This window comes from Okeania sp. SIO2F4 (genome assembly GCF_010672385.1).
Classification (GTDB): domain Bacteria; phylum Cyanobacteriota; class Cyanobacteriia; order Cyanobacteriales; family Microcoleaceae; genus Trichodesmium.
The window spans coordinates 1-11,373 of record NZ_JAAHGT010000238.1 but is presented as its reverse complement, the minus strand read 5'-3'; the positions used below and the strand labels follow the sequence as shown (position 1 = coordinate 11,373).

Genomic DNA, 11,373 nt, shown 5'->3' with positions numbered 1-11,373 from the left:
CAGTTTTTTGGATATTGTGTGTTTTATGTTTTTTGTGAAGCAAAAGACGGCATACGAGGTGGACAACGTCATGTGACTGGAGTTCAGAGGTGGGCGCGGGAGTTTGGGGAGATGGGGGGATGGGGAGATGGGGGGATGGGGAGATGGGGAGATGGGGAGATGGGGAGTGTGGAAGAAATTAAAAAATATATATCCTCACCATTACCATGCAGGACTACCTAATAATTTTCTTGGAACAATGATTTTTGAGTCTCAATCAAATAAATGAAAAGAGGTTGTCTATAACTATAGCGCTATAGTTTTGACTAACTATATCCAATCAAGATTTGGGTGTCAGTCTCCACACAAACAAATTTTCCATTGATTATGGAGAAATTCCTGGGAACAATGATTTTTGACTCCAAACAAAATCCATTTGACATCCTCCCGACGCTGACCTGCACCTGCAGCACGGGATTCCCATCTATTCAAACAGACTAAGCTGTTCAAACTCAGGGCGGGTAGACGACTCACAGTTAGCTACTGATTTTCTTACGACCAGTTTTACGCCGACTCCTCGTCCGGTTTATAGTCTCGGATTGCCCACCCGCGACTATATCGAAAAGACTTGACTGAATTGAGTTTTCAAGTTCGGTTTCAGTAGAACCTCAACTTTGATTATCGGTTGAGGTTCTACTGCTTCTAATTGACTGCCAGCATTGAGAATATTAACTGCTGCATTAACATCCCGGTCATGTACAGTACCACAATTTAGGCACGTCCACTCACGTTTCATGTCGCGCAGCGAAACGTCTAGCTCTTTCTTTCCTCCTTTAAAACCGCAAACCGAACATCTCTGACTTGTAGGTTCCCATCTATCAATTACCCTAAACTCACGACCATACTTTTCACATTTGGCCTCTGTTAAAGTTCGGAATTGTCGCCAACCTAAATCACTAATTGCTTTAGATAATTTACGATTTTTGACCATACCAGAAACGTTAAGGTCTTCCAGTACAATTTCATCGTATTGTTTAGCCAATTTAGTTGATAACTTGTGCAGAAAGTTTGTTCGGATGTCTTTGACTTTGGCATGAAGTCTAGCAACTTTTAACCTACGTCTTTCACGACGGTTACTTCCTTTTTCAGTCTTAGCAAATTTACGTTGAAACTTGGCTAACTTTTTGAGATTTTGTTTTAAAGGTTTAGGTGCAAAAATTTTCTCGCCACTAGATAAAGTAGCAAATGTAGAAATTCCTAAATCTATACCTATTGAATTATTATTTTTAGGCAATATTTCGGCGCAAGTTTCAACAACAAAACTAGCAAAATATCTATTAGCAGAGTCTCTAATAACTGTTAGAGATGTAGGCTTTTTTGGCAATTCTCGCTTACCAAACTATTTTAATCTTACCTACTTTTGGTAGATATATTTTATCTTGACCAATTTTATAGTTAGCTCCTACAAATCTAGCAGTTTGCCTTTATTTTCTACCTTTAAACTTAGGAGGTTTTACTTTGATTCCTTTGCGCTTACCAGTACAACTATTGAAGAAGTTCCTATAAGCTTGGTCTAAGTCTTTAAGAGACTGCTGCAATGGAGTAGATGCAACTTCCTTTAACCAAAGTAATTCTTTCTTGGCACTTAGTTATAAATTGCTTAGTTAAGTCTACATAACTAGGTTTCTTTTGGCCATCAGTATCTAGTTGATTACAATGTTCTAAACTCTTATTCCAAACGTATCTACAACATCCAAATAATTGACTTGGTTTCTTAATTTGAATATGATTAGGATAGATACGATATTTAGATCTAGCTTTCACTGTTTTCGGCCTTTTCTTAACACTAAAGCTTGACCGCATAGCTTCCTTATTATACTATTATTGTAGCACAAAAATGTGTTAGCATTCATCCCGACACCAAATAAAATTATGGTGCGGGTCTTCTGCTAACGTTTTGATAATTTTTTCTAAATATAAATAAAAAATTGAAAACTTAATCAGACTTACGCCTGTTTCAGCCATTAATCATACACAGGACTTACCCAAGGTATGAGCTCCAAACACTACATAAACTAAGACGTTATAGTTTTTATTCATAAAATCTACTATATGTAGTGTCTTTCGTAAGTACTGATACATATACAGTAGTGCTATACTTTATAATTTTGGCGTAAGTCTTCAACAGTAGAGTAGATAAATCCTACTTAAACAGTCACACCTTCTTGGCGAGCTGCATGAGCTACCGCACCAGCAACAGCCGTAGCTACCCTAGTGTCAAATACTGAAGGAATAATATGCTCCTTGTCAAGGTCTGAAGTTTTGACTAATGAAGCGATCGCTCTAGCAGCTTCTAAGTACATTGTAGAGGTGAGGGTAGTGGCCCGACAATCTAGAGCGCCCCGAAATATGCCAGGAAATGCCAAAACATTATTAATTTGATTTGGGTAATCACTCCTACCTGTGGCCATAACTGCCACATCTCCTGTAACTAATTCTGGCTGTATTTCGGGAATAGGATTAGCCATTGCAAATACTATTGGGTCTTTGGCCATAGAACGTACCATTTCTGGAGTGACAACTCCTGGCACACTAACACCTAAGAATACATCCGCCCCCACCAAAGCATCTGCGAGGGTACCTGAAGACTCAACGGCAAATTCTTGTTTTTCTGGATTTAAACCTGTACGACTTTTTGAGACTATACCTTTAGAGTCACATAACCAAATTATATTAGCTCCTGCTTTGCGCAATAAACGAGCGATCGCTATTCCAGCAGCACCAGCACCGTTAATAACGATGCGAATATCTTCTATAGATTTTTTGACTAATTTTAAGGCATTGATTAAGGCAGCTAAACTAACTATTGCTGTGCCATGCTGGTCATCGTGAAATACTGGTATATCTAATATTTCTCTTAGTTTGGCTTCTATTTCAAAACAACGAGGGGCAGCAATATCTTCTAAGTTAACTCCTCCAAAAACAGGAGCAATATTTTTAACTGTCTCGACAATAGCATCAGTATCTTGAGTAGCTAGACAGATAGGAAAAGCATCGACTCCAGCAAATTCTTTAAATAACATGGCTTTACCTTCCATTACTGGTAAAGCTCCTCCGGGGCCAAGATTTCCTAGTCCTAAAACTGCACTACCATCTGTGACAATGGCAACTGTATTTTGTTTGATGGTGAGGTTGTAGATTTGTTCGGGGTCTTCGGCAACTGCTTTGGAAATTCTGCCTACTCCTGGAGTATAAGCCATTGATAGATCGGCTTGGGATTTGAGGGGTATTTTGCCTTGGACTGTTATTTTACCACCACGATGTAAATTGAAGGTTCGGTCATACAAATCGACTACTTTTATTTCTGGTAAAGCTTTGAGAGCTTGAACAATTTTTTCACTATGTTCTGTACTGTAGGCATCGACTGTAATTTCTCTGAGTGTGATTTGGCGACTTTGTTCGAGTAGGTCGATATAGCCGATATTGCCTCCTTCTGATGCGATGGCTTGGGTGACTTTGGCCAACATTCCGGCACGGTTAGGAGTTTCGAGGCGAATTGTTAAACTAAATGAGGGATTTGGTGTTAGTTGTACCATGTTAGGTTTGTTTTAGGTTTTAAGTCCTAAATTTTAGTTTCATCGTAGTCGATCTTAAGTTGTGATTTAGTATTTCTTGGGTTTAGTCAGGAATTTCTTCATTTCTTCATTTGTACGGAACATGGGAGAGAATCCACTCAAGATTTCTTGACAACTGATAACTGAAACGACTGATATGTTCTTGAAACCTGGACTGAAAAAATTTATCAGATTATCTATAGTAGGGAGCTTAATATTAGTTTCTATGTCTTTGACACTCGCCCGTTAAATCGCTCGATTATAACGGATGATTCTTGTTTCAAACTCTTAGCTAGGCAGAAAATCAAGCACTTCCTACCCCCGCCAGACCGTCTCCACAAGCGTTTTCTTGTACCGTGTGCCCCACGGCTATTAACCCTCTTTTCTCTATTACTTTTGCAGCAGCTACATCCCGGTTTAGTTTATAATTACCGAATTATTAATTATTAATTATTAATAATTAAATAATTTTGGTTTAAAGCCTCCCCTTGGATAGGGGAAAAAAGCGGTCCTTGGATGGCGAGGTTTCCGTTCCCTCCGGGACGCTACGCGAACTTCGAAGCTTTGCGAAGCGCAAACGCTTGCCTCTAATCTCCCAAGAGAGAAGAAATAATATTTCCTGATCTTCAATCCTCTCGGTTTTAACCTTCTTGTAATTATCAAGTTCGCCATTATCAATTATCAATTAATGAAAGTTGCTACAATTATGTTTTCTATATGACAATTTCTTTTTCTCAATATGACCACATTTAGGACACTCTTGAGAGGTATAATTCTTATCAACTTGGGCATAATACTTGCCTCACCTCCAACAAACAAAAGGTAAAACTTCGTTGATAAACTGACCAATTCCACTATCTAAAGATTGTTTTCTGACAATGCCTCTAGACCAAGAATTGAAGTTAATATCTTCAACAAAAATATTGTCAGCTAAATTACACAGTTGATGCAGCTCATTTAAAATGCCAATCACGTCTAGTGTTAGAGATTTTTTCATGCAGTCTAGCTATTCTATTCTGAAGTTTCAACCAATTATTTGACCCTTTATTTTTATGCTTCAACCTTCTTTGCCGTAATTTCAGCTTGCGCAGTTGGCAAGAGCAAAAACTTAGGAGACTTGATTAATTTTCCTGTAGAAGTAGCTAGAAAAGACTCTATTCCTGCATCTATTCCTAATGATATTTTACCTACTGGATTATCTGAGACTAATTCTGTTGAGGGAAAACTAACCAGTAGATAATAACCCGTAGCTTTTTTGACTATCCTAGCTTGTTTAGCAACCATTCCGTCACGGATACGGTCTACTTTGCCTGAATTTAATCCACCCAAGCTGTGGTAACTTGAATCTACCTGCACCTAAGCAATTCTTTAACATGGCAGGAAAAACAAAGCTTCTCAACTTTTTCTTGAATCTAGGAAAACCTTTACCTAAACTTTTCATTTCCGAAAAAGCTCTTTCTAAAGTCTTTAGAGTTTGTTGTAACACTTGAGCATTAACTGACTTTAACTTGGGATTAGTTTTCTTAGCTATGGTTAGATTTTTAGCTTGATAATTGTAATTAGGATAAGGGGCATCAGTAGGAATAATATACTCAGAAATAATTGAACAACTGTTGATTGATGACTTTCTCGAATTCAACCAGTCTTTGCGCTCTTTCAGAGCGTAATTCTACACAGTTTTGCAAACATCAAGAATTTGATTGATTTCTGCTTCTTGATGCTTGCTTGGTTTGAGTTTGTACTGATAAGTTAAAGTAATCAATTTAGTTAGAATAATTACTTCTAAATACCCTATGATTATAATAGATGCCAAAAAAGTTAGAAGTTTCTGTGGCTTTTTTGTCGCAAAAGTTGATGCTGAAATGTTTAATAACCGCTCACAAGTGGCGATCGCTCATCAAGATAATCAAACAACTTACAGTTTAGCTTTTGATTATAAGGGGGAACCTGAAGAGTTTGCTCTAATTTTACCAGTACCAGTTGTACTAAAAAAGGTAAGCATTCAGCTCTTAGCAGTCAGCTATCAGATGGATGAATGAATAATTCCTTCTCAGTAAATAAAGAGCGTACTTTGACAGTAACTTCTAATTCTATCTTAATTTTTTAATTGCTTTTACTTCCTCCTCTCATCAATAGCTGATAGCTAATAGCTGATAGCTGAATACTTACTAAAAAAGCAAGATTTAAGAGTTATTTCACCAGAACTTTTTCAACGTTTAGATGATTTTACTGCTCCTAGGTTAGTTGACTATAATTATTTTAATGGTAATCCAGCTCTCAGAGGTGGGGGAGCTAGAGCTAGATTTCCTAACCAAAATGTAAAAGTTATAGAAAGCTTCACGGTGGGAGAATATAATATTGTTATTAGTGCAACTGAGTCTAATTCTTTGGAAAGTTGGTTAAGGGAAAATCAGTATAAAATTCCTAGAAGTGCTGCTAAATATCTGCAACCCTATATTAATCAGAAACTTTTCTTTTTTGTAGTAAGAGTTAACTTAGAAGCACAAGAACAACTAGGTTTTCAAAATTTAAGACCTCTTCAGTTTACTGTGAAGAATTATCCTCAGATTATGTTACCTTTTCAATTGGGAAAAATTAACTCAGAGGATACTCAGAATATCATCGTTTATTTTCTTAGTGAAACTGGTCGTGCTGAAGTTAGTAATTATGAGAATGTAATGATTCTCAGTGACTTTGATGTGCCACTAAAGATAGAGTCAAAATTTGGCGAATTTTATCGAGAATTGTTTACTTCAACTATTCAAGCTACAAACAAAGAAATTGTAGTTATAGAATATGCTTGGGATACAGGTTTTTGTGACCCTTGTAATACAATACCGTTAAATTCTCAAGAGTTGAATAAATTGGGTATGAATTACCAAAAAACATTTATCACTAGATGACATTTACAGTATACAAAAAACACTTATAATCAGGATTTATAATTTACCGAAAAATTAAAGATTAAAGCCTCTCGTTTCAAGAATAAAAAACAAAAAAATTCCTTTTAACTAATCCTTCTATTACAGAAGAGGTAATTATTAATTATTAATTGTTAATTATTAATTATTGAAGATTACCTCCGATAAAACTTTCTATCAAGGCAGATATATCTTGTTACCAATTGACTAAAATGAAGGTAGGAAGTATTTCCAGGACAAATTTGAAATTAAAAATCCTTCTGGTAAAGTTATTTCGGAGGTTGAACTAAAAAAATTATTTGAAAAATTTTAGATATCAAAAGTATCTAATACTGGATGGAAAAATTAATCTAGATTTTGATTCGATAAATCTATAGGAAAAATTTTACACATCATATACCGTGGCAAAAATTCTTGCGTTTCATCGACACAATCTCTAGATGTTTCTAATTCCTTTCGCTCTTTGAGTGGATTTACACATATAGCAAGTTTACCTACTCCTGGCATTAGTGAAATTACTCTATTTTTGAGACTGTCAATATCTTGACCTAATTTATCTGCATCTAATATAGAAGGAGTAATAATGAAAAAAGTTTTGACTCCAAGTGAATCCGGGGCAAAGCCAAAACTACATTCATTTAATAGGGATTGAGTGGAAAAACTCAAAGCTTCATAAAAGCGATTAATTAGTGCTTGATAAAAAGATTCACTTAGGGAATGATCGTCGAAAGTCCGTCTAGATAACATGATAAATTTCCTCAAGTAGTATTTTTTTTCTGAGATATGTTAGTTTATCTTAACATTTCTTAAAATTATATATCTATGATTATCCGATCTTTATTATCTAAATCACAAAACTATAAGATAATAATTACTAATCTAACTGTCCTAAATCACACATAAGACTCAGAATTAATTTTTCTATTTCCAGCTTTTTGTAATTCAGATAGCTTGAAACTGACTATAGTAATTCTCAGGTGTTAGTCAGGAACAAAATTCTAGATTTTAGGAAACAGCGATTACTAAGAACAGGAAATAAGAAAGACAAGTTTACTTCACTATCCTCAGAAACATCATAGATAGAAACAAAGATTGTGGTAATTAAGTTTTAGTTCCTACAGAATCAAGCTGGAGTCAACAGGAGAAAAATCTAAGCAATTTACAACCGTAACTTTTGTTTGATGTCCTATATTTTTTTGACGTAAGCTACAAAAAAATACATTTATATTGCAATGGCCGTGCTAACCACCAAGAATTTTAAGTTTAGTTGCTCAAGATTCAGAATGAGTGTATCAGATATTAATGTTTTTTCTCATGGCAAAAGGCTATTATCTTTGACATCCTCCCCGGCTCTCAGGCACGGGGATTCCTACCGAGCCTTAGCTCCTCGGCGGGTTGACGTTTCATTGGCTGCTGCTACCTTGACGGTAGTCTTACGCTTGCCTCCACGTCCGTTTTTTGTCTCGGACTGTCCACCCGCGACTAATATATTTATTGCTGCATTTTCATCACGGTCGTGTTTTGCACCGCAGTTGAGACACTCCCATTCCCTTACTGAAAGGTCTAGCTTGCCACCTTTAAAACCACAATTTGAGCAAATTTGAGAGGTAGGTTCCCAACGGCTAATTACTCTAAAATCACGACCATATTTCTCTGCTTTTCCCTCTAGGAATGTCCGGAATTGTCTCCAACCTAAATCAGAAATTGATCTCGATAATTTACGGTTTTTCACCATTCCAGATACGTTCAAATCTTCTAAAACAATTGTTTGGTTTTCACGAATTATTTTAGTGGATAGTTTATGCATAAAATCCCTTCTAGTATCTTTTAACTTGGCATGAAATTTAGCCACTCTTAGTCTCGCTTTTTCATACCTTTTAGACCCCTTAGTTTTATGAGATAATGACTTACTTAACTTTCGTTAGCGCAGCTCCTCTGAAAGAGGCTACTTCTTAATTCGTTTCTTGAGTGGCTTAGGAGCATCAACCTTTCTACCGTCACTAAATGTAGCAAAAGTTTTAATTCCTAAATCTATACCTACTGAGTTATCAGTTTTAGGCAATACTTCTGGTAAAGCTTCTACTAAAAAACTGAGGAAATATCTATTAGCTGCATCTTTGATTACTGTTACTGATGATGGAGTAGCAGGTAACTCTCTTGACCAAACAATTTTCAGCTTTCCAATCTTAGCTAAATAGACTTTATGCTGACTAACTTTAAACCCACATGCATGTAAACCTAGCTGTTTGCTTTGACTTTCTACTCTTGAATCGCGGAGGTTTAACAGGTTTACCTTTTCTCTCACCTAGGGACGTTGTATACAACGTCCGTACTTTGAAAAAGTTTTGATATGCCTGGTTTAAGTCATTCAAAGATTGCTGCAATGGTATAGCAGAAACTTCTGATAGCCATTCTCTATATTCAGTCTTTTTAGCTTGAGTAATAAAAAGCTTTTGTAGCTCTGAATTAGCAGGTTTCTTTTGTCCTAATTTATACTTCTGTTGGCAGCAAGCTAGACTATCATTCCAAACAACACGGACACAGCCAAATAGCTTGGCTAATCGGTATTTTTGTCCCGGCGTTGGATAGATACGATACTTAAATCTAGCTTTCATAACCTGACTTTGAGACTAAAAATGATAACATATCTGTTGAAAAAAACAACTAAAAAGTCGCCCGCTTATGGGCGAGGCTTTAAACCCAATTTTCTGGTAAAAGTTGAAAATATCAAACATAACAATGGAACCTACTCTTGAAAAACTCAAAACTAAATTTGACAAAGCTTTAGTTAGTGCTTTTGGTCAAGATTTAGCAGGCACAGATCCAATGGTCGTTCCTGCTACTAATCCCAAATTTGGAGATTATCAATGTAATGTAGCAATGTCTTTAGCCAAGAAATTAAAGAATCAACCAAGGGCGATCGCTACTCAAATTATTGACAATCTTGACATTACTGACTTTTGTCTTCCAGCAGAAATTGCTGGACCTGGCTTTATCAATCTTAGTCTTAAACCAGAATATCTCCAAACCTGCCTAGAAACAATAATTAAGGATGAAAGACTGAATATTTCCCGGACTAAAAATCCCCAGCGAGTTGTTATAGATTTTTCTAGTCCTAATATTGCTAAAGAAATGCACGTTGGACATTTAAGGTCAACAATTATCGGAGATTCTTTGGCAAGGGTACTGGAATTTCAGGGAGATGATGTACTAAGGCTAAATCATGTGGGAGATTGGGGTACTCAGTTTGGAATGTTAATTACTTATTTACGGGAAGCTTTTCCGGAAGCTTTAACAACTGCTGATGTTTTAGATATAGGAGATTTAGTTGCTTTTTATAAGCAGTCAAAAAAAAGGTTTGATGAGGATGAAGATTTTAAGGAAAAGTCTAGAAAAGAAGTAGTAAGTTTACAAGGGGGTGTGGAGGATAGTCGTTATGCTTGGCAACTTTTATGTAATCAATCTCGGCGGGAATTTCAAGTTATTTATGATTTGCTTGATATTAAGTTAAATGAGCGGGGAGAGTCTTTTTATAATTCTATGTTGTCTGGGGTTGTGGAGGAATTAAAGAAGTTAGGTTTATTGGAAGAAAGTGATGGTGCTCAATGTGTATTTTTGGCAGGATTTATTAATAAGGAAGGTGAGCGTTTACCTTTAATTGTACAGAAGTCTGATGGTGGTTATAATTATGCGACAACTGATTTAGCTGCCTTAGTTAATCGGATTGAAAAAGAGGGGGCAACGCGATTAATTTATGTTACTGATGCTGGGCAAAGTAATCATTTTTCTCAAGTTTGGCAGGTGGCAAAAAAGGCTGGTTGGATACCAGAAAATGTAGAGGTTGTTCATGTTTCTTTTGGTTTGGTTTTGGGAGAAGATGGGAAAAAATTAAAGACTCGTTCTGGAGAAACTGTAAGGTTGAGAGATTTATTAGATGAGGCTATAAATAGAGCGCGGAATGATTTGGAAAAAAGGTTGAAAGAGGAAAATCGTTCGGAGAGTGAAGAGTTTATTGAAAATGCTGCTCGGGTTGTTGGTTTAAGTGCGGTTAAGTATGCAGATTTGAGTCAAAATCGGAATAGTAATTATGTGTTTAGTTTCGATAAGATGTTGGCTTTGCAGGGTAATACTGCTCCTTATTTGTTATACGCTTATGTTCGGGTTCAAGGAATTGCTCGTAAGGGAGAAATTGATTTTGAAAAGTTGAGAAAGGATGCAAAAATTATTTTGCAGGATGAGCAAGAGTTGGTGTTAGGAAAACATTTATTACAGTTGAATGAAGTATTGAATATGGTGGCTGTTGAATTGTTGCCTAATCGTCTTTGTGAATATTTATATGAGTTGAGTGAAAAGTTTAATAAGTTCTTTGAAAGTTGTCCGGTTTTAAAGTCGGAGGAACCTTTGCGTACTTCTCGATTATTGTTGTGTGATGTAACGGCAAGAACTTTAAAGTTGGGGTTGTCTTTGTTGGGAATTTCTGTTTTGGAAAGGATGTGATTTGTACCTCAATTTAATTTTTTGTCTCTTTCTCTAGATGAAGAGTTGAATTTAGCGAACTGAGAAAATTTGAATTTTTCAAATAGTTATTTGATAATCATAATTTAGTATGTAGGCAGGCAAAAGCTTAACAAGAAAAAGAAAACTTTTTTAATTCGGAGTTTCAAAGGAATAGTATTTACAAATTATTTGACTTTTTCCAAGGAAAATCGCTAATCTTACAGCACTAATAATTTTCAATTTTCTCATATATAGCAATTCCCAAAGTTATGAGGTACAGTTGTTTTTCTTCTTTTCTGTTCCCTGTTCCCAGTTAAGTGTTCCCTCAAACCTAAAATTTTGTACCTTACCAGTATGGGAAT

The 11,373-nt window shown here is 36.0% G+C and carries 14 protein-coding genes and 3 pseudogenes; 5 read left to right on the top strand and 12 right to left on the bottom strand.

Features of this window, described 5'->3' with window-relative positions; translation table 11 throughout:
- Positions 1 to 222 (top strand): annotated as a pseudogene (locus F6K22_RS16535) (hypothetical protein); the annotation flags it as partial.
- A 111-nt stretch (positions 223 to 333) separates the two neighbouring features.
- On the opposite strand, the gene F6K22_RS16530 reads toward F6K22_RS16535, so the two are convergent.
- The 9 genes and pseudogenes from F6K22_RS16530 to F6K22_RS16495 form a co-directional block, all read right to left on the bottom strand.
- Positions 334 to 513 carry a hypothetical protein gene (locus tag F6K22_RS16530; RefSeq protein ID WP_293099845.1) on the bottom strand — a complete coding sequence of 60 codons (180 nt, stop codon included), beginning with the start codon at positions 511 to 513 and terminating at the stop codon, positions 334 to 336.
- 79 nt (positions 514 to 592) lie between these two features.
- The gene (locus tag F6K22_RS16525; RefSeq protein WP_293099843.1) at positions 593 to 1,363 is read right to left on the bottom strand and encodes an RNA-guided endonuclease InsQ/TnpB family protein; all 771 of its coding nucleotides are present in this window, start codon (positions 1,361 to 1,363) and stop codon (positions 593 to 595) included.
- Between the two features lie 197 nt (positions 1,364 to 1,560).
- The gene (locus F6K22_RS16520) at positions 1,561 to 1,803 is read right to left on the bottom strand and encodes a helix-turn-helix domain-containing protein (RefSeq protein ID WP_293099841.1); all 243 of its coding nucleotides are present in this window, start codon (positions 1,801 to 1,803) and stop codon (positions 1,561 to 1,563) included.
- Between the two features lie 383 nt (positions 1,804 to 2,186).
- Positions 2,187 to 3,575, bottom strand: coding sequence for a malic enzyme-like NAD(P)-binding protein (locus tag F6K22_RS16515; RefSeq protein WP_293099838.1), 1,389 nt, complete (start codon positions 3,573 to 3,575; stop codon positions 2,187 to 2,189).
- 703 nt (positions 3,576 to 4,278) lie between these two features.
- Positions 4,279 to 4,383: pseudogene (locus tag F6K22_RS42165) on the bottom strand (zinc ribbon domain-containing protein); the annotation flags it as partial.
- Between the two features lie 12 nt (positions 4,384 to 4,395).
- Entirely contained in the window at positions 4,396 to 4,590 is a 195-nt protein-coding gene (locus F6K22_RS16510; RefSeq protein WP_293099850.1) for a hypothetical protein, read from the bottom strand.
- Positions 4,547 to 4,654 carry a hypothetical protein gene (locus F6K22_RS16505; protein WP_293099835.1) on the bottom strand — a complete coding sequence of 36 codons (108 nt, stop codon included), beginning with the start codon at positions 4,652 to 4,654 and terminating at the stop codon, positions 4,547 to 4,549. Before F6K22_RS16505 ends, F6K22_RS16510 begins: the two co-directional genes overlap by 44 nt.
- A complete protein-coding gene (locus F6K22_RS16500; protein WP_293099832.1) occupies positions 4,644 to 4,949 on the bottom strand; it encodes a hypothetical protein in 306 nt (101 codons plus the stop codon). Before F6K22_RS16500 ends, F6K22_RS16505 begins: the two co-directional genes overlap by 11 nt.
- 313 nt (positions 4,950 to 5,262) lie before the next feature.
- The gene (locus F6K22_RS16495; protein WP_293099829.1) at positions 5,263 to 5,355 is read right to left on the bottom strand and encodes a helix-turn-helix domain-containing protein; all 93 of its coding nucleotides are present in this window, start codon (positions 5,353 to 5,355) and stop codon (positions 5,263 to 5,265) included.
- A 31-nt stretch (positions 5,356 to 5,386) separates the two neighbouring features.
- On the opposite strand from F6K22_RS16495, the gene F6K22_RS16490 reads away from it, so the two are divergent.
- Together F6K22_RS16490 and F6K22_RS16485 are read left to right on the top strand one after the other, a co-directional pair.
- Positions 5,387 to 5,632, top strand: coding sequence for a DUF2330 domain-containing protein (locus tag F6K22_RS16490; protein ID WP_293099826.1), 246 nt, complete (start codon positions 5,387 to 5,389; stop codon positions 5,630 to 5,632).
- 111 nt (positions 5,633 to 5,743) lie between these two features.
- Positions 5,744 to 6,496, top strand: a complete 753-nt coding sequence (locus F6K22_RS16485; RefSeq protein ID WP_363273708.1) for a DUF2330 domain-containing protein — start codon at positions 5,744 to 5,746, stop codon at positions 6,494 to 6,496.
- Between the two features lie 363 nt (positions 6,497 to 6,859).
- Here the strand turns inward: F6K22_RS16485 and F6K22_RS16480 are convergent, their stop codons facing one another.
- Both F6K22_RS16480 and F6K22_RS42160 read right to left on the bottom strand, forming a co-directional pair.
- Positions 6,860 to 7,261, bottom strand: coding sequence for a hypothetical protein (locus F6K22_RS16480; protein ID WP_293099824.1), 402 nt, complete (start codon positions 7,259 to 7,261; stop codon positions 6,860 to 6,862).
- A 622-nt stretch (positions 7,262 to 7,883) separates the two neighbouring features.
- Positions 7,884 to 8,375, bottom strand: a pseudogene (locus F6K22_RS42160) (RNA-guided endonuclease TnpB family protein); the annotation flags it as partial.
- A 103-nt stretch (positions 8,376 to 8,478) separates the two neighbouring features.
- On the opposite strand from F6K22_RS42160, the gene F6K22_RS42155 reads away from it, so the two are divergent.
- Positions 8,479 to 8,712, top strand: coding sequence for a hypothetical protein (locus F6K22_RS42155; protein WP_363273704.1), 234 nt, complete (start codon positions 8,479 to 8,481; stop codon positions 8,710 to 8,712).
- An 18-nt stretch (positions 8,713 to 8,730) separates the two neighbouring features.
- Here F6K22_RS42155 and F6K22_RS42150 read toward each other — a convergent pair whose 3' ends face one another.
- The gene (locus F6K22_RS42150) at positions 8,731 to 9,129 is read right to left on the bottom strand and encodes a helix-turn-helix domain-containing protein (RefSeq protein WP_363273702.1); all 399 of its coding nucleotides are present in this window, start codon (positions 9,127 to 9,129) and stop codon (positions 8,731 to 8,733) included.
- Between the two features lie 124 nt (positions 9,130 to 9,253).
- Here F6K22_RS42150 and argS point away from each other — a divergent pair, with 124 nt between their 5' ends.
- Positions 9,254 to 11,011, top strand: a complete 1,758-nt coding sequence (gene argS / locus F6K22_RS16470) for an arginine--tRNA ligase (RefSeq protein ID WP_293099821.1) — start codon at positions 9,254 to 9,256, stop codon at positions 11,009 to 11,011.
- Positions 11,012 to 11,373: the final 362 nt, after the last annotated feature.

What these genes read in the sequence shown, in the direction of transcription:
- F6K22_RS16480 (WP_293099824.1), bottom strand. Translation starts at nt 7,261, where the DNA reads ATGTTATCTAGACGGACTTTCGACGATCATTCCCTAAGTGAATCTTTT.
- F6K22_RS16490 (WP_293099826.1), top strand. Translation starts at nt 5,387, where the DNA reads ATGATTATAATAGATGCCAAAAAAGTTAGAAGTTTCTGTGGCTTTTTT.
- F6K22_RS16510 (WP_293099850.1), bottom strand. Translation starts at nt 4,590, where the DNA reads ATGAAAAAATCTCTAACACTAGACGTGATTGGCATTTTAAATGAGCTG.
- F6K22_RS42150 (WP_363273702.1), bottom strand. Translation starts at nt 9,129, where the DNA reads ATGAAAGCTAGATTTAAGTATCGTATCTATCCAACGCCGGGACAAAAA.
- F6K22_RS16515 (WP_293099838.1), bottom strand. Translation starts at nt 3,575, where the DNA reads ATGGTACAACTAACACCAAATCCCTCATTTAGTTTAACAATTCGCCTC.
- argS (WP_293099821.1), top strand. Translation starts at nt 9,254, where the DNA reads ATGGAACCTACTCTTGAAAAACTCAAAACTAAATTTGACAAAGCTTTA.